Genomic DNA, 16,260 nt, shown 5'->3' on the forward strand with positions numbered 1-16,260 from the left:
ATGCACCCGTGAGTGATGCACCGATACCGGAACACCCGGCCGTCATCGCGGGGAAGCGGGTGGCCACCGACCGGTGGATCGACGTGCTCGATCCCTCCGACGCCCGGACCGTCGCGCGCGTGGCCCGCTGCGGCCCGGCCGAGGTCCGGGCGGCCGTGGAAGCGGCCCGCCACACCCACGAGAGCGTGTGGCGCTTCACCACACCGGTGGAGCGCTCGCGCGTCTGCCACCGCGTCGCCGCGCTCCTGCGCGAGAGGCGCGAGGAACTCGCCGCCCTGGAGACGCTCGACACCGGCAAGCCGCTGCGCCAGGCCCGGGCCGACGCCGACGTCGCCGCCCGCTACTTCGAGTTCTACGCGGGAGCGGTGGAGGCGCTGGGCGGCGAGACCATCCAGCTGCGTCCTGACCGGCCCGCCTTCACGCTGCGCGAACCCTACGGAGTGTGCGGGCACATCATCCCCTGGAACTACCCGCTGCAGATCGCCGCCCGGACCCTGGCACCCGCCCTCGCGGCCGGGAACTGCTGTGTCCTCAAACCGGCCGAGGACGCCCCGCTCACCTCGCTGAGGCTGGTGGAGATCGCCGAGGAGGCGGGGCTGCCGCCGGGCGCCCTCAACGTCGTACCCGGCTACGGAGCGGAGGCGGGCGCCGCGCTCGCCGCCCATCCCGGCCTGGACCGGCTGGCCTTCACCGGCTCGCGCGAGGTCGGCGAGGCCGTGATGACCGCGGCGGCGCGCTCCATCGTGCCGGTCACCCTGGAGCTCGGCGGGAAGTCCCCGCACCTGGTGTTCCCCGACTACGACGCCGCCCTCGCGGTCCCGCAGATCGTGGAGTCGATCACCGAGCACGCGGGGCAGAACTGCTCGGCCGGCAGCCGGCTGCTCGTCCACCGCTCCGTCCACGCCGACCTGGTGGACGCGCTCGTCGAACGGTTCCGCGCCCTGACCATCGGACCGGGCGCGGCCGATCCCGACATGGGACCGCTCATCTCCGCGCGCCAGCGCGAGCGGGTGCTCGGCCACCTCGCCGGGGGCCGGCGGGACGCCGTGCTGCGGACCGGCGGCGGCGTCCCCGAGGGGGAGACGTACACCAGGGGGTTCTTCGTGGAGCCCACGATCCTCGACCAAGTCGTCCCCGGACAAAGGGTGTTCGAGGAGGAGATCTTCGGCCCGGTCCTGTGCGTCTCGGTCTTCGACTCGCTGGAGGAGGCGCTCGCCCTCGCGGAACACACCACGTACGGGCTGGCCGCCGGAGTCTGGACCTCCGACGTGACCCGGGCCCACTGGCTCGCCGGGCGGCTGAGAGCGGGGCAGGTGTTCGTGAACAACTACAGCGCGGCCGGGGGAGTCGAGCTGCCCTTCGGCGGCTACCGGCGCTCGGGAATCGGAGTGGAGAAGGGACTGGAGGCGCTGCGCGAGTACACGCGGTGCAAGACGGTGGCGATCCACGCACAGCTTCCTTCCTGACCCGGGCGTCGTCGTCCGTTTCCCCCGTCCTCGGTCCTACGGAGCAGAGCGGTCTCGTTCAATTCACCCCCGGTGGAGGGAGTTCATCCGATGTCGCCACTTGTGCACGGGTCGGTCGAGGGAGCGAGGACGCGGCAGTGCTGCGCGGTCTGCGGGGCACCGGCCCAGCCCGTGACGGCCCTGGCCGAGGGAGTCGCCAGGGTGCACAAGGCCCTGGGCGAGGCCCAGGACGCCCTGGAGGCCCAGGAGCAGCTGATCGAGGACCTGCGGGCCGACGGCCGCCGCGGTGCTCCGCCGCCCGCCGTGGAGGCGCCGGCGCCGCCGCAGGCCCTCGCCGTGCTCACGGCCCGCGAGCGCCAGATCCTCGTGCTCATCTCCCAGGGGAACTCGAACCGGCGGGTGGCCAAGGCGCTCGGGATATCCGAGAAGACGGTGAAGAACCATCTGTCCGCGGTCTTCATGAAGGTCGGCGCGTCCGATCGGACGCAGGCCGTCGTCATGGGCATCCGCAGCGGGATCGTGTCCATCGGCCGGCCCGTCGACGATGTCTCGCACCCCTGAGCGCCGCCGGTGAAGGCCCGGCGGCCCCCGGGGCCCTGCCGTGAGTATGAGGGCCGATCCGGCCAGACGACAGCGGACTGACTGTCAGAAGACCATGCATTACTGCCACATTGGAAAACATGCTGAAGAACGTAGCCGCGGTCCTGCTCGACAACGTCCATCCCTTCGAGCTCGGCGTCGTCTGTGAGGTCTTCGGGATCGACCGCCGCGAAGAGGGGCTGCCCGCGTACGACTTCGCGCTCGTCGCCGCGGAATCCCCCTCGGTGCGCGCGGTGCCCGGATTCACCATCAGCACGCCCTACGGCCTCGACCGGCTGGAGGAGGCCGACCTCATCGCCATCCCGGTCGGCGACGACTACCACACCCGGGACTTTCCGCCCGCCCTGCTGGAGGCCCTGCGCCAGGCGGTGGCCCGCGGGGCCCGGGTGGTCAGCGTCTGTGTCGGGGCCTTCGTCCTGGGCGCCGCGGGGCTGCTCGACGGCCGCCGCTGCACCACCCACTGGCGCTACGCCGAGGCCCTCACGGAGCGCTATCCGAAGGCCCGTGTCGAACCGGGCGTGCTGTACGTCGACGAGGACCCGATCCTCACCTCGGCCGGCACCTCCGCGGGGATCGACGCCTGCCTCCACCTCGTGCGCAAGCTCCAGGGCAGCGACGTCGCCAACGCCATCGCCCGGCGCATGGTGGTTCCCCCGCACCGGGAGGGCGGCCAGGCCCAGTACATCGAGCGGCCGGTGGCGCAGTACGGGGAGGACGGCGTGCGCGAGGTGCTGACCTGGGCCGAACAGAACCTGGACCAGGAGATGAGCGTCGAGCAGCTGTCCGCGCGGGCCTGCATGTCGCCGCGCACGTTCGCCCGCCGCTTCCGGGCGGAGACGGGCACCACGCCCTACCGGTGGCTGCTGGCCCAGCGGGTGCTGAGCGCCCAGCGGTTGCTGGAGAACACCGACGAGACGATGGAGGCCGTGGCGGCCCGTACGGGATTCGCCAACGCGGCCGCCCTGCGGTACCAGTTCGTGCACTTCCTCGGCACCACCCCCCACGCGTACCGGCGGGCCTTCCGGGGCCGGTCGCCGGACGCGACCACGTACTGAGCCCCGCACGGGGCCGGCAGGAGGACGGGAATGCTGCGCATCGCGGTAGTCGGCGCCACCGGAGCGGTGGGACGGGAATGCCTGGCCCTGCTCGACGGCGGGATCGTGCCCGTGGAACGGGTGGTGCCCGTGGCATCGGCGCGCAGCGCCGGCCGGGACCTGGGCGGCGAGCTGGGACTGTCCCTGCCGCTCGCGGACCTGGTCACCCTCGACGAGCTGGACCCCGGGGACCTGGACGTCGCGGTCCTCTCCGCCGGCGCCGAGGTGAGTGCCCGTCAGGCGGAGCGGCTGGCCTCGGCGGGGGTGCTGGTCGTCGACAACAGCTCGGCGTTCCGGATGCGGACCGACGTCCCGCTCGTGGTGCCCCAGGTCAACCCGGGCGCGCTCGACGACCGCCCCGCCCCGGGACTCGTGGCGAACCCCAACTGCTCCACGATCCAGCTGGTGCGCGCCCTGCACCCGGTGCACGAACTGGCGGGCCTGGAGAGCGTCGTGGTGGCGACCTACCAGGCGGCCTCCGGCGGCGGGGTGCGCGGCCTGCGGGAACTGGCGGACGGGTCGAGGGCGGTCCTGGACGACCCCGCGGCGCAGGGCGCCCCGGGCGGGCGCTTCGGACAGCCGCTCGCCTTCAACCTCGTCCCCGAGATCGGACTGCCGGACGAGGACGGGTTCACCCACGAGGAACGCAAGCTCGTGCGCGAGCCGCGCAAGATCCTCGGTCTGCCGGACCTGCGGGTGAGCGCCACCGCGGTACGGGTACCGGTCTTCGACTGCCACTCCGAGGCCGTCCACCTGCGGCTGCGCGAGCCGGTCACGGCCGCGGCGGTCGAGGACGCGCTGGAGGCGACGCCGGGCCTGCGCGTCCACCGGCGCGCGCACAGCCCCTCGTACCCCATGCCCCGGACGGTCTTCGCCCGGCGCGAGGACCGGGCGCTGGTCCATGTCGGCCGCGTCCGTGTCGATCCGGAGGACCATCGGGCCCTCGCCCTGTGGGTGGTCGCCGACAACCTCTGGGTGGGCGCCGCGCTGAACGCGCTGCAGATCGTCGCGCTCGCCGCGAAGAACGGCTGGCTCGCATGAGCGGCGGTCCCGCGCCGGAACTCCGGCCGCTGGTGCTGAAGTTCGGCGGTTCCGCCTTCGCCGACCTCGACGGCTACCGCCGCGTCGCCCGGTACGCGGTCCGCCGCCACGCCGAGGACGGGCGCCCGCTGGTCGTCGTCGTGAGCGCGATGTCCGGTACGACGGGACGGCTGCGGCAGACCCTGGACGCACTGGCCGCCGACCCGCCCGCCCCGGCCGCCGCGATGCTCCTGACCGCGGGCGAGACGGTCAGCGTCGCCCTGCTCGCGGCCGCCCTCGACGCCGAGGGACTGCCCGGGACCCCGTTGCCGGCCGCGGCCACCGGCCTCCTCGCCGAGGGGCCCGGCGACCGGGCGGAGCTGGTCTCGGCCAGTCCCCGGGGCCTGGCCGCGGCCCTGGCCGCCTGCCCGGTCGCGGTCGTCCCCGGCGGGCAGGCGGTCGACGCGGCCGGGCGGACCGTCATGCTGGGCCGCAACAGCTCCGACCTGTCCGCGGTGGCGGCGGCCGCGACGCTCGGCGCGGACACCTGCGAGCTGTTCTCCGACGTGCCCGGGGTGTGCACCGCCGACCCCTACCTCGTGCCCCGGGCACGGACCCTGCCCCGGATCGGCTACGAGGGGGTCCGCCGGATGTCCCGGCACGGCGCCAAGGTCGTCCACGAGGGCGCCGTGGACTGGGCGGAGCGCTCGGGGGTGCGGCTGCTGTGCCGTCCCTTTCCCTGGAGCGGGGCCCCGCAGGGCGGGACGGTCGTCGGGACGGGTCCGGCGGCGGCCGCGGTCGTCGTACGCCGGGACACCGACGTGTGGTGCTTCCCGTCGGGCCCGCGGCGCCGGTCGGCCGGCGCGCGGCTGCGCGCCGAGGGCCTGAACGCCATCGCGTTCGACACCGCCTCCGGGCCGTGTCTCGCGGTGCCGTCCGGAACGCCAGGCGCCGCCCGGTATGTGCGTGACGCGCGACTGCTCGACGGTCTGTGCCTGGTCACCACCCTGCGGGCGGACGGCCGGGCCGACCACACCGCGGTGTCGCGCGCGGAGGCCGCGGCCGAGGCCCGCAGACGCCACGCCCTGCTGTACCCGGACACCGAGACCGCCCCCGGACCCCCCGTCCCCGTGGCGGTCAAAACCCGCTCCCCCCACAGCGACGCCCTGACGGGCCCGGCCCCGACCGACACCGAGACGGAACACCGAGCCTGACCGGCCGAGCCTGACCGGCCGAGCCTGACCGGCCGGGACCGACCGGCCGGGACCGACCGGCCGGGACCTGGAGCGGCCGGGCTCGAAGCGGCCGGGCTCGAAGCGGCCTTCGTTCGGAGCGGCCCAAGGCACCTCGGGGCCGCTCCGAACGCCTGCCGTCTACTTCGTGGCGGTCGTCAAAGACCCCTCGTGCGCCACCGGTGCCCGCATCCGCAGCACCGCCGGAGCCGCCGCCCCGGCCACGGCGAACAAGGCGCCCAGCAGCAGCCACCCCTCCCGGGGGTGCCCGCCGAGGCAGAGCGCCGCGATCAGTGCCGGCGCCACCGCGGCCGCCGCGCCGCGGCCCAGGGAGAAGAAACCCTGGTACTGGCCGTGCATGCCCTCCGGGGCCAGAGAGAAGCTCAGCCCGAACGAGCCCGCCGACAGCCAGAGTTCGCCGAGCGTGAGGGCCACGGCGAACAGCAGCAGCACCACCGTCGCCGCCTCGCCGCCGAGCCCGCCGGTGAACGACATCAGCGCGCACGCGGCGAACAGCGCGATCCCCGAGCCCCGGCACATCAGGGCGGCCCGGCGGTCGTCCTCGGCACCACGGCTGAACCGGATCTGCAGACAGATCACCATCACCGTGTTGACCGCCACGACGCCGGACACCAGAAGCGGCGGGGCCTCGGTGTGCCCGATCACCCACAGCGGCACGGCGAACGACAGCACCTGGGCCTGGAGGGACAGCACACCGCAGATCAGGGTGAGGGCCGCGTACCGCCCGTCGCGCAGGACCTGCCGGCCGGAACCGGTGCGCGCCGCCGTCGGGGCCGGCCGGGACGGGGGCGCCTCCAGCCACCGCAGCGGCACCGCCGCTCCCGCGTAGGTCAGCGCCGTGCACCACAGCAGGACGGTGTAACCGGTCCGGGAGTCCGCCTGGACCACCAGGGCCGAGGCCGCCGCGCCGATCGTGATGCCGATGTTGGTCACCACCCGCAGATAGGCCCGCAGCCGGACCCGTTCGGTGCCCTCGCCGACGGTGGCGACGAGGGCGCCGCGGGCCGCGGTGCTGCCCTGCTCGGCGACGAGGAACACCAGCATCGACGCCAGCATCGCCGGGAACGTACGGGCGAAGGCCAGCGCCGCCATCGTGACGAACTGGACGCCGAGCAGGACGGTGTACGTCCGCCGTGGGCCGAACCGGTCCGCCAGTCCGCCCAGCGGCACGGCACCGGCCAGGGCGACGGTCCCGGCGATCGTCAGACCGGAGGCGACCTGATGCACGGGCAGGCCCACGACCCGGGTGAAGAACAGGGTGCCGGTGGTCAGGTACAGCCCGCTGCCGACCGTCTTGACCAGCCAGGACACGGCCAGCAGCCGGGGGTCGCCGGGCGCGGGCAGCGCGGCGTCGAGCAGACGGCGCGCCCTGCCGGGAGCCGGTGCGCTCATGCCCCGTGCCCCGCCATCGCGTGCAGCCGCGCGATGAAGCGCTCCGCGGCCGGCTCGTCCTCGGCCGCGAAGTAGGCCTCCAGACGCCCCGGGCTGGCGCACTCCTCGGGTGTCAGCACCTCCAGCACGCCGGGCAGGGCCAGCACCCGCGCGCGCAGACCGGGCAGCGCGGGCAGCCGGCTGCGGCCGACCGTGCCGGCGCGGGGTTCGCGGGCGGGCCGGCCGGGCCGCTCACCGGCCGAGACCCGGACGAACTCCTCCCACAGGTCCACCCCGAAGGCGTGCCACCACATCCGGGAGATGCCCATCCCGCCCGGCCGTACCGCCACTTCGCCGACGACCGGACCGTCCTCGGTGCGGAACACCTCCAGGTGGGTGACCCCGGCCGGCAGGCCGAGCGTGGCGACCACCCGGCGGTGCAGGTCCAGGACCTCGCGCGAGAACGGGTCGCTCTGGTCGGCCAGGTAGCCGCTGTTCAGGTCCGGCGAGGTGTGCAGCGGCGGGAGGAAGTAGCGGGAGACGGCCGCGCGGGCCACCTCGCCGCCGTGGACGACGCCGTCGCAGTGGTACTCGTGCGTGAACCGCACCAGGCGCTCGACCTGGACCGGCAGCCGGGTGTCCGCGAGGTCGGCGAAGTCGCCGGCGCGGTGCCGTCGCGCGAACTCCCCGGGGGAGTCGACGCGGTGGGTGCACTTCGAGGCGGCGCCGAACACCGGCTTGATCATGACGGGCCAGCCGGTCCGCTCCGCCGCCGCGGGCACCGCGTCGAGGGTCGGGGCCTGCGCGTAGTCCGTCACCGGGATGCCCGCGGCGCGCAGCCTGTCCTTCATCGCCCGCTTGTGGGCGCCCCGCAGGGACTGGTCGAACCCCGGCCCGGGCACCCCGAGCAGGGCGCGGACCAGGCCGGCCGCCACCACGCTCTTCTCCGTGGCGGCGATGACGTGGTCGACGGGGCCGTGCGCGGCGATCTCGTACGCCGCCCGCTCGACCTGAGTGAGGTCGGCGAAGCTGTCGACGTACGCCGTCTCGTGGTTCTCGTACAGGCCCGCGTACACCGGGCGGGTGATGACGCGGACGGTCACACCCGGGCGGCGGGCCAGGGCGTGGAGGACCTCGGGTTTGTCCGAGTTGAGCAGGAGTACCTGCCGGGTCACTGCTTCTCCGTGGGTCGGGGGTCCGTGGGTCTGGGGTCCAGGGGCCGGGGGTCCGTGGGGTGCGGTGCGTGGTGGTAGGTGACGGTGGACGCGGCCTCGTCGACGACGGCCCAGGCGGGGGAGGGGCCGCGGTCCGGGGCGCACGGGGCGACGGAGCCGACGTTGACGACGTAGCGGCCGTCCGGGGCCAGCGGGACCGGGGTCCCGAACCGTACGGGCAGCCGCTCGGCCCGCACCGGGCCGGTACGGGTGGGCCACAGCCGGTACAGCGCGCTGCGGTGATGGTGCCCGTGCACCAGAGCCCGGCCGGGAAAGTCCGCGTCGGCCGGGCACCACACTCCCGGCTCCAGCTCGCGCCACGGCAGGGGGTGGCCGTGGCAGTACAGGGCGAAGCCGGTGCGGTGCTCCCGGGGGGCGTGGAGCAGCGGACGGGTCCAGCCGGGCAGGGCGGCCTCGGGCACGAGGGCGCGGATCCGCTCCTCCTGGTTGCCCCGCACCAGCCGCACCCCGTCCAGGAGCCGGGCGAGTTCGGGGTCGGGGTCGAAGACGTCCGTCAGCCGGCCGCCGAACGCGTAGCCGGCCGCCTCCCGTTTCCCGACCCGGCACTCGAGGACGTCGCCGAGACAGATCACCCGGTCCACCCGCTGCTCACGGATCGCTCCGAGCACCGCCCGCAGCCGGGCGGTGTCCCCGTGAACGTCCGTCACGACGGCATGGCGCACGCCCTCACCCACTCGTCTCGATCCGTACCCGGCTCGCCAGCGCCTCGCAGACACGGGCGGCGTCGGCCGCGTCCGTGCCGTCGGCGATGACGTACCCGGCGCGGTCCTGCGAGCGGCGCACCGGGCGGACCGGGTCGCCGACCGTGACGTCCAGCCGGATCTCGGCGGTGGTGCCGCCGGTGTCGGGCAGGGCGATCCCCCGTACCGTTCCGGGCGGCGGGGTGAGGAAGCGGATCGCCGCTCCCCGGCGGGCGGCGGGCGGGGCACCGGGCGGCGGGAGCAGACCGAAGGGGCAGCCCGCGGTGAGGGCGACCAGGTCCAGTCCGTAGGCGCGGCGCAGCAGTTCACGGATCTTGTCGCCGCCGATGCGGTTGTGCGACTCCAGGATCCGGGGGCCCTTCGCGGTGACCTTGACCTCGGTGTGGGCGGGGCCCTCCGTCAGGCCGACGGCGTCCAGGAAGGCCACCACGAGCGCGGTGACCTCGTTCAGGACGGGCGCGGGCAGGGAGCTCGGCAGGGTGTGCCCGGTCTCGACGAACGCGGGGCCGGTCAGTTTGTCGGTCACGGCGAGGACGGTGTGCCGTCCGTCGTACGAGAAGCTCTCCACGCTGATCTCGGGCCCGTCGAGGTACTCCTCGGCGATGGGCCCGGTGCCGCCCGCCGCCTCGAACGCCCGCCAGACGGCCTCGGCCTCCGCGGGCCCGGCCACCTCGAAGACGGCCTGACTGGCCGTGCCGGCCGCGGGTTTGAGGACGACCGGCCCGCCGGCCGCACTGCAGAACGCGGCGAGGCCGGCCGCGTCACGCGGAGCGGTGGTGCGCACCGGGCCGATGCCACGGGCGTTGAGCACCTCCCGCATGCGCCGCTTGTCCTGCAGCAGGTCCACCGTGCGCAGGGAGTTGCCGGGCAGGCCGAGCCGTCCGGCCACCGCGGCCGCCGGCAGCAGTCCGCTCTCGGTGAGGGACAGCACGCGCCCGAAGGGGTGGGCGGCGTGCAGCGGCGCCAGGGCCGCGTGCAGGGCGTCGGTGTCGGCCAGGTCCACGGCGACGGCCGCGCCGGCCTCCGCGGCCACCGTCGGCGCCGGCCGCGCCCGGTCGTGCACGAGGACGGTGCCGATGCCCAGGGCGCGGGCCGCGCGCACGAGTTGCGGGGTGCCCGCGACCACCGCGACGCGCGGTGTCGCGGGCACCCGCTGCCCGAAGGTCATGCCTCGGTTCCCGGCCGGGCCTCGTCGCCGGCGACCGCCGTCGGCGCCACCGTCTCCGGGTCGCCGAAGCGCTTCTCCAGATAGGCGATGATGTCGGCGTTCTCCCGCAGCCTGCCCGGGATGACGGTGGCGCCGTCGACCAGGGCGGGGATGAACTTGCTGCCCGTCGTGCGGATCAGCTCGTGCCGTTCCTCGCGCGGCTTGGGCACGTTGACGTTGACGTAGGAGACCTGGAGCCGGGTGAGCAGTTCGCGCACCGGCTTGCAGTCCGGGCAGGTCTCCCGCTGGAACAGGACGAGCATCAGCGGCCCTCCTCGTGGAACGTGCGGATGATCTCGCCGACGCCGGAGCCCGGCGTGAACGTGTGGCCCAGGTCGAGCAGGGCCATCTCCAGGGCGCCGAAGATCCCGATCAGGTCGAGGGAGTCGGCTGCGCCCACGTGCCCGACCCGGATGAGCCTGCCCTTCAGATGCGCCTGGCCGCCGGTCATCGTGACCCCGTACGACGTCGACAGCGTCTTCAGGAGCCGGCCGGTGTCGATGCCCTCGGGGGCGAGAGCCGCGGTGATGACGTGGCTGCGCCGGTGCGGGGCCTGGACGAAGGTGCTGAAACCGAGCTTCAGCAGACCGCGTTCGGCGGCCTTGCCCAGCACGGCGTGGCGCGCGCGGAAGGTGTCCGTGCCCTCCTCGCCGAGCATCTTCAGCGACTCGTGCAGGGCCAGCAGCAGGGACACCGCGGGGGACGACGAGGACATCGGGTAGAAGTGGCGCAGCCGCTCGAACGACCAGTAGTAGTTCGGCCCGGTGGAACGCTCCACGGCCGTCCACGCCTTGTCGGACAGGGCGACGAAGGCGAGGCCCGGCGGCAGCATGAAGCCCTTGTGGGAGGCGGCGAGGACCACGTCCAGGCCCCAGGCGTCCATCTCCAGCGGGTGCACCAGCAGACCGCTGATGGCGTCGACGACCGTGATCACGTCGGTGTCGCGGAAGATCCGCCCGATCGCCTCGACGTCGTTGAGCGCCCCGGTGGACGTCTCGCTGTAGACCACGAACGCGCCGCGGATCGCGGGGTGTTCGCGGTAGGCCGCCGCCACCCGCTCGGGGTCGGCGCTGGTGCCCCAGTCGCTCTCGACGACGTGCACGACGAGACCGTACGACGCGCAGATCGCCTGGAAGCGTTCGCCGAAGTAGCCGTTGGAGACGACCAGGACCTCGTCGCCGGCCGAGAAGCAGTTGGCGACCGCGGCCTCCATGGCGCCGGTCCCGGAGGAGGCGATGGTGTACACCGGGGAGGCGGTGCCGAACAGCGGGGGCAGGCCGCCGCTGATCTCGTGGATCAGCTGCTCCATCTCGGTGGAGCGGTGGTGGATGATCTCGCGGGCCCCGGCCAGCAGCAGACGCTGGGGGACTTCGGTGGGCCCGGGTGTGGCCAGCCGCAGCTTCACAGGCTCTTCTCCGTAACCGTGTCGGTGTGGGGGGCGGGTGCCGCGGTCCGGGGCGCGTCGAGGAAGACGCGGCGGGTGGCGGGCTTCAGATCGAAGTCGAAGAGCACCACGCGGTGACTCGGCGACATGGCGAGGGCGCCGTCCCGGAAGGGCACGAGCAGACTGGTGCCGAGCAGCGACGACTTCAGATGGGAGAAGCCGTTGGGGTCCTCGGTGGTCAGCTCGTGCAGATAGCGGCCGACGCCGGCGGGGGACTCCGGCGCGATGCGTTCCAGGGTCCGCAGCAGGTCCTGCACGGCGCCGGGCTCGTAGCGCATGACGGTGAGCCCGATGGTGCTGCCGTGCGCGAACACCCCGGCCAGTCCGTCGCCCGCGCCGTGCTCGCGGAGGCTGTCGGCGATCGTGTCGGTGAGGTCGTAGTGGGAGTTGAGGCCGGTGCTGTGCACCGTCAGTTCGATCACAGGGCCGCCTCCGCGGACCCGGCGATCAGCGCCGGCACGTTCCGGGCCGTCAGGTCGCCGGGGCCGGTCAGCGTCCAGGCCGGCACCCCGGCCAGGACATCGGTGATGCGGGTGACGCGTTCGGCGTGGGCGGCGCGGTCGTCGTCGAGGTAGTGGTGCCAGCCGGCGTTGGCGCCGTCGAACGCCGACTCAACGTTGGCGCGCAGCACTTCGGCGTGCTCCTCGCGGCCGCCGGTGAGCGGTTCGACCACCGTGTGCTCACCGGGGCCGATCGCCGGGTGCAGGATCGCCGCGACGGGCACGCGCACCCCGGCGGGGGCGCTCGGGAAGCGGTCCCGGAACGGAAGCGGGTCCACCGCGAACTTCCCCACGGGCGAGAACGCGTGGCCCTCGGCGGGCACGTAGTCGTCCGCGATGCCCGCGATCTCCCTGAGCCCGGGGTACTTGGCGACGGTGCCGTAGCCCAGGTGCGGATAGTCGGGCCAGCCGGCCGCGAGGACGGAGCCGTCCGGCAGTTCGTGCACCACGGTCTTGTCGCCGCTGAGGATCTCGTACCCGAAGTGCTCCACCAGCTCCAGGAGCACCGTGCTCTTGCCGGCCCCCTTCGCGCCGGTGACCAGCACGACCGTGCCGTCCCGGTAGGCGGCGGTCGCGTGCAGCACCGCGGCGCCGGTGTTCTCCTGGTGCTTCAGCACCAGGTCGCGCACCAGCTCGACGAGGTCCATGTGTCCGCCGGACCCGAGCGCCACGTCGATCACACGGGACGCGCGGTCGAAGACGAAGCGGCTGCCCGTCTTGGTGCACTCCAGGTACTCCCGGCCGTCCACCGCGGCCCGCCGGGCCGGCACGGTGAAGAATTCGCTGGCGCTCTTGCGGAGGTGGATGTCCTCCGCCGCCGTTCCGGCAGGGGGCGCGAGAAGCCCCGGGTCCCCGGCGTGCACGCGGAGCGTGGCGACCGGCTCGCGGCCCGTCTCGTCGGGCTTGGCCTCCTCGGCGGTCAGATGCGTGGCCAGGAAGGCCAGCGCGTCCTCGACGCCGGCACCGTGTGCCACCTCCAGGTCGAGCGGGGTGCCGTGGAAGTCCAGCCGCAGGGCGGTGGGTCGGGTGGTCACTGTGCTGCCTCCGCGAGTTCGCGTCCCAGGGACTCGTAGCGCTCCTGCTGCTCCAGCATCTGGGGCATGCGCTGCAGGTCGAAGATCTCCTTGAGCGGGGCGAGTTCGGGCTCCACGTTCAGCGTGGTGCCGTCCCGCATGATCCGGGTGAGGGTCTCCCGCATGGCCCGGATCGAGCTGCGCAGCGCCTGGTTGGCGTAGATCGCCATGGCGAATCCGCGCTGCTCCAGCTCCTCGACGGTGACCTGGTTGTAGGTGGTCGGCACGACGATCACCGGAAGGTCGCCGCGGTAGGCCTCGCGGAAGGCGAAGACCTCCTCCGGGTCCTTGCGCTTGGAGTGGATGAGCAGGGCGTCCGCGCCGGCCCGCTCGTAGACGTCGGCCCGGCGCAGCGCCTCCGCCATGCCCTGTCCGGAGATCAGCGCCTCCAGCCGGGCCACCACGACCATGTCCGTACGGGTCTCGGAGGCGCCCCGGATCTTGGCCGCGAAGTCGTCCAGCGGGGCCAGATCCTGATTGCCCTCGACGAAGCTGTTGAGCTTGGGGAACTGCTTGTCCTCGATGCACACCCCGGCCACGCCGCGCGCCTCGTAGGAACGCACCATGTGGATGACGTTGTTGACGTTGCCGAATCCGGAGTCGCAGTCGGCGAGCACGGGGAGGTCCACCGAGGACGCCAGGCCGGCCGCCGCGTCGAGGCACTCGCCCATGGCGAGGATGTTGGCGTCGGGCACGCCGGCCGCGGCGGAGATCTCCAGTCCGCTGGACCAGACGACGTCGAAGCCCGCCTCCTCCGCGAGCCGCGCGCTGAGCGGGCTGTGCGCGCCCATGGCACGTGTCAGCCGCGGGGCGGCGAGCGCCGCGCGCAGCCGCCGGGCCGCTCCGTCCGGCGGGTCGTTCCGGTCCTGCTGGGGCGGTCGGCTCGCGGTCATGCGTTCCCTCCGGTGGTGTGTTCGGTCCCTGCGGTCCGCCCGGCCAGTTCCCGGCACACGTCCTCGACCGTCTCGTCGAGGACCTTGCGCGGCCGGGCCGCGCCGATCCGGTGTCCGACGGCCCACGGGTCGAGTCCGTGGCGGGCGCTGATCTTCTCGATGCGGTCCTGGAAGTAGAAGTGGTGGTCGTTGATCCCGGCCGCGATCTCCGCCCGGCGCACCGTCATGGGGCGCGGCAGCACCTGTTCGGCCACGTACTCCGCGGCCTCGCAGACCAGGGGCAGATCGACGTGGGTGTCGTACCGGGGCCACGCGGTGAGGAAGGCCGCGGCCTGCTCGGTCGCGAGGTTCCCGGCGCCCCGCGCCATGGCGCACAGCGAGGCGTCCAGCCAGCTCACGCCCGCGTCCAGGCCGGCGAGCGCGTTGGCCGCGGCCAGGCCGAGATTGTTGTGGGCGTGGATGCCGAGCGGGACGGGCAGCCGCTCGGCCAGCAGTCCGACGCGCCGGCGGACGTCGTCCGGGGTGAGCGCGCCGAAGGAGTCGGCGATGTAGAAGACGTCCGGCCGCTCGGACGCCACGACCGCCGCGACCTCGGCCAGTTGCTCCTCGGTGGTGTAGCTGACGGCCATCAGGTTCACGCCGGCCTTCAGCCCGAGCGCCCGCACGGCACGGACGTACGCGGGGACCGCGTCGATGTTCCACGGGTAGGCGGCGATGCGCACCATGGACACGGGGCTGTCGGGCAGGTCGTCCATGGCGCCGACCGGGCACACCGTGGGGACGACCATCACCGCCAGCTCGGCGTGCGAGACGTCGGGCAGCGCCGCGAGGTACTCGGGCGAGCAGTTCGCCGAGGGGCCCGCGGTGGCGCTGGCCCGGCTTCCGGACCCGCCGCGGTAGCCGACCTCGATGACGTCGACGCGGGCGGCGTCCAGGGTGCTCACGATGGTGCGGACGTCGGTGGCGGTGAACTGCCAGTCGTTCTGGTTCCCGCCGTCGCGCAGGGTGCAGTCGAGCAGGGTGGGTTTCACACGGCTCCTTCCAGGTGCGGCTGCGGAACGCCCAGCCGGGTGCGGAAGCGTTCGACCAGCTGCTGGGGCGTCTGGCGCACCCGCTGTCCGGCGGGGTGGCTGCGCGGCGCGCAGCGGATCCGCACCAGGGCGGGGGTGCCGGTCAGGTCCAGGGCGGCCAGTTCGTCGAGGTCGTCCACGGTGTGGGCGGCGGCGTAGCCGGCCGCGAGGGCCGTGGCCGCCGGGTCGCCGAGGGCGACGGTGCGCTGCCCGCCGGTGCTCTCGTGGGCGCCGTTGTCGAGGACGGCGTGGACCAGGTTCGGCCGGTGCTCGGCGATCATCGGCAGACAGCCGGGGTTCATGGCGAACGAGCCGTCGCCGTCCAGCACGAGCACCCGGCGGCCGGGGTGGGCCAGGGCGATGCCGAGCCCGATCGGCGCGGCCATGCCCATGGAACCGACGAGATAGAAGTGCTCGGCGCGGTCGCGGAGGTTGTACAGGTCGCGTGTGATGAAGCCGCAGGTGCTCACCGTCAGGGCGTCGGGCTCGCGGTCCAGCAGTGCGGCGAGGGCGTCACGGATGTCCAGCAACGCTCAGATCCCTTCCCGGACGATGAGTACGGCGGTGCTCCGGCCGGAGTCGTACTGCTTGAGGAAGGCCTCCACGCCGTCCTCGGGGCGCGCGTTGTCCAGCACGGTCCAGGGAATCCCGAACACGTCGAGCAGCCGGGTGAGTTCGCGGCCGATGACGTCGTGCTCGACGGCGTCGTTCCCGTCGTGACCGCGCCAGCTGACGACGATCGGCAGGTGGACGTCGTAGATGAGGTTGAACGAGGTGAGGACGTTGAGCGAGTAGCCGAGGCCGGAGTTCTGCATGAGGGCCACGGGCCGGGCGCCGGCGAGGGCGAGACCGGAGGCCACCCCCAGGGCGCTGTCCTCACGGGGCGCGGGGATGTAGGCGGCGGGGCAGCCGGGGTCCTCCAGTAATCGGAAGAGCCCTTTCAGCAGTGAGCACGGTACGCCGGTGAAGTGGGAATGACCACGTTTTACCAAGGCATTGAGAACGGTTTCCGCGACCTTGGAACCGGATCCCGCTGCCGATGAAGATTCAGGCAGCACGCATTGCCCTTCTTTTGCGAAGCGCGGACAGGGTCACGTCCGGCGAGGGGCGTCTTCCGGCCCCTCGGCGGTGTGGATCTTGCATGACGACCACGAGAATGCGCAATGACATTCCGGAATACGGACAGGTCGATTTCTCGGACCGGGCCTCGCGTTCATCGCATTCGGCGGCCGGGCGGTCCAGTGCCGAATCGGTCGATTCCGTCCGCGGTTTGACCGAATGTCGATGTTTGAAACGAGGAAACGCGGGAGCGCGCTTCTCAGGCGCGTCCGTT

17 protein-coding genes are annotated in these 16,260 nt (G+C 73.4%); 5 read left to right on the forward strand and 12 right to left on the reverse strand.

The window, feature by feature from the left end; translation table 11 throughout:
- Positions 1 to 8 precede the first annotated feature (8 nt).
- The 5 genes from IO36_RS23010 (at position 9) to IO36_RS23030 (ending at position 5,394) form a co-directional block, all read left to right on the forward strand.
- The gene (locus IO36_RS23010) at positions 9 to 1,466 is read left to right on the forward strand and encodes an aldehyde dehydrogenase family protein (protein ID WP_245173435.1); all 1,458 of its coding nucleotides are present in this window, start codon (positions 9 to 11) and stop codon (positions 1,464 to 1,466) included.
- Between the two features lie 90 nt (positions 1,467 to 1,556).
- Positions 1,557 to 2,027, forward strand: a complete 471-nt coding sequence (locus IO36_RS23015; protein ID WP_158997434.1) for a response regulator transcription factor — start codon at positions 1,557 to 1,559, stop codon at positions 2,025 to 2,027.
- A gap of 119 nt (positions 2,028 to 2,146) precedes the next feature.
- Positions 2,147 to 3,121: a GlxA family transcriptional regulator gene (locus tag IO36_RS23020; protein ID WP_037622564.1), complete on the forward strand. Its 975-nt coding sequence runs from the start codon at positions 2,147 to 2,149 to the stop codon at positions 3,119 to 3,121.
- A gap of 30 nt (positions 3,122 to 3,151) precedes the next feature.
- Positions 3,152 to 4,201, forward strand: coding sequence for an aspartate-semialdehyde dehydrogenase (locus IO36_RS23025; RefSeq protein WP_037622566.1), 1,050 nt, complete (start codon positions 3,152 to 3,154; stop codon positions 4,199 to 4,201).
- Positions 4,198 to 5,394, forward strand: coding sequence for an amino acid kinase family protein (locus IO36_RS23030; protein ID WP_051900836.1), 1,197 nt, complete (start codon positions 4,198 to 4,200; stop codon positions 5,392 to 5,394). Before IO36_RS23025 ends, IO36_RS23030 begins: the two co-directional genes overlap by 4 nt.
- A 159-nt stretch (positions 5,395 to 5,553) precedes the next feature.
- On the opposite strand, the gene IO36_RS23035 is transcribed toward IO36_RS23030, so the two are convergent.
- Genes IO36_RS23035 through IO36_RS23090 form a run of 12 tightly spaced genes read right to left on the reverse strand, consistent with a single transcriptional unit; the run spans position 5,554 to position 15,985 of the window.
- Positions 5,554 to 6,825: an MFS transporter gene (locus IO36_RS23035; RefSeq protein WP_051900837.1), complete on the reverse strand. Its 1,272-nt coding sequence runs from the start codon at positions 6,823 to 6,825 to the stop codon at positions 5,554 to 5,556.
- Positions 6,822 to 7,979 (reverse strand): ATP-grasp domain-containing protein, encoded by a 1,158-nt coding sequence (locus tag IO36_RS43235; protein ID WP_051900838.1) that lies wholly within the window; start codon positions 7,977 to 7,979, stop codon positions 6,822 to 6,824. Before IO36_RS43235 ends, IO36_RS23035 begins: the two co-directional genes overlap by 4 nt.
- Positions 7,976 to 8,686: a metallophosphoesterase family protein gene (locus IO36_RS23045; protein WP_158997436.1), complete on the reverse strand. Its 711-nt coding sequence runs from the start codon at positions 8,684 to 8,686 to the stop codon at positions 7,976 to 7,978. Before IO36_RS23045 ends, IO36_RS43235 begins: the two co-directional genes overlap by 4 nt.
- 19 nt (positions 8,687 to 8,705) lie before the next feature.
- The gene (locus IO36_RS23050; protein WP_037622568.1) at positions 8,706 to 9,908 is read right to left on the reverse strand and encodes an ATP-grasp domain-containing protein; all 1,203 of its coding nucleotides are present in this window, start codon (positions 9,906 to 9,908) and stop codon (positions 8,706 to 8,708) included.
- On the reverse strand, positions 9,905 to 10,210 hold the full coding sequence (locus IO36_RS23055; RefSeq protein WP_051900840.1) for a glutaredoxin domain-containing protein: 306 nt from the start codon (positions 10,208 to 10,210) through the stop codon (positions 9,905 to 9,907). The genes IO36_RS23050 and IO36_RS23055 overlap by 4 nt, the downstream gene beginning before the upstream one ends.
- Positions 10,210 to 11,352 (reverse strand): pyridoxal-phosphate-dependent aminotransferase family protein, encoded by a 1,143-nt coding sequence (locus IO36_RS23060; RefSeq protein ID WP_037622569.1) that lies wholly within the window; start codon positions 11,350 to 11,352, stop codon positions 10,210 to 10,212. The genes IO36_RS23055 and IO36_RS23060 overlap by 1 nt, the downstream gene beginning before the upstream one ends.
- Positions 11,349 to 11,813 carry a YjbQ family protein gene (locus IO36_RS23065; RefSeq protein ID WP_037622571.1) on the reverse strand — a complete coding sequence of 155 codons (465 nt, stop codon included), beginning with the start codon at positions 11,811 to 11,813 and terminating at the stop codon, positions 11,349 to 11,351. The genes IO36_RS23060 and IO36_RS23065 overlap by 4 nt, the downstream gene beginning before the upstream one ends.
- Positions 11,810 to 12,925 (reverse strand): phosphoenolpyruvate carboxykinase (ATP), encoded by a 1,116-nt coding sequence (locus tag IO36_RS43240; RefSeq protein ID WP_051900841.1) that lies wholly within the window; start codon positions 12,923 to 12,925, stop codon positions 11,810 to 11,812. Before IO36_RS43240 ends, IO36_RS23065 begins: the two co-directional genes overlap by 4 nt.
- Positions 12,922 to 13,857, reverse strand: coding sequence for an isocitrate lyase/phosphoenolpyruvate mutase family protein (locus IO36_RS23075; RefSeq protein ID WP_051900842.1), 936 nt, complete (start codon positions 13,855 to 13,857; stop codon positions 12,922 to 12,924). Before IO36_RS23075 ends, IO36_RS43240 begins: the two co-directional genes overlap by 4 nt.
- A complete protein-coding gene (locus IO36_RS23080) occupies positions 13,854 to 14,888 on the reverse strand; it encodes a beta/alpha barrel domain-containing protein (protein WP_051900843.1) in 1,035 nt (344 codons plus the stop codon). The genes IO36_RS23075 and IO36_RS23080 overlap by 4 nt, the downstream gene beginning before the upstream one ends.
- Positions 14,885 to 15,457, reverse strand: a complete 573-nt coding sequence (locus tag IO36_RS43245) for a thiamine pyrophosphate-dependent enzyme (protein ID WP_209441254.1) — start codon at positions 15,455 to 15,457, stop codon at positions 14,885 to 14,887. Before IO36_RS43245 ends, IO36_RS23080 begins: the two co-directional genes overlap by 4 nt.
- Positions 15,458 to 15,460: 3 nt before the next feature.
- Complete coding sequence (locus IO36_RS23090; protein WP_051900844.1) at positions 15,461 to 15,985, reverse strand: thiamine pyrophosphate-binding protein; 525 nt, start codon at positions 15,983 to 15,985, stop codon at positions 15,461 to 15,463.
- Positions 15,986 to 16,260: the final 275 nt, after the last annotated feature.

Source organism: Streptomyces aureus (assembly GCF_000725495.1).
Taxonomy (GTDB): Bacteria; Actinomycetota; Actinomycetes; order Streptomycetales; family Streptomycetaceae; genus Streptomyces; species Streptomyces aureus_B.

Excerpts from the sequence above, each read along its gene's own strand:
- IO36_RS23015 (WP_158997434.1), top strand. The coding sequence starts at position 1,557 with ATGTCGCCACTTGTGCACGGGTCGGTCGAGGGAGCGAGGACGCGGCAG.
- IO36_RS23020 (WP_037622564.1), top strand. The coding sequence starts at position 2,147 with ATGCTGAAGAACGTAGCCGCGGTCCTGCTCGACAACGTCCATCCCTTC.
- IO36_RS23025 (WP_037622566.1), top strand. The coding sequence starts at position 3,152 with ATGCTGCGCATCGCGGTAGTCGGCGCCACCGGAGCGGTGGGACGGGAA.
- IO36_RS23030 (WP_051900836.1), top strand. The coding sequence starts at position 4,198 with ATGAGCGGCGGTCCCGCGCCGGAACTCCGGCCGCTGGTGCTGAAGTTC.
- IO36_RS23035 (WP_051900837.1), bottom strand. The coding sequence starts at position 6,825 with ATGAGCGCACCGGCTCCCGGCAGGGCGCGCCGTCTGCTCGACGCCGCG.
- IO36_RS23050 (WP_037622568.1), bottom strand. The coding sequence starts at position 9,908 with ATGACCTTCGGGCAGCGGGTGCCCGCGACACCGCGCGTCGCGGTGGTC.
- IO36_RS23055 (WP_051900840.1), bottom strand. The coding sequence starts at position 10,210 with ATGCTCGTCCTGTTCCAGCGGGAGACCTGCCCGGACTGCAAGCCGGTG.
- IO36_RS23075 (WP_051900842.1), bottom strand. The coding sequence starts at position 13,857 with ATGACCGCGAGCCGACCGCCCCAGCAGGACCGGAACGACCCGCCGGAC.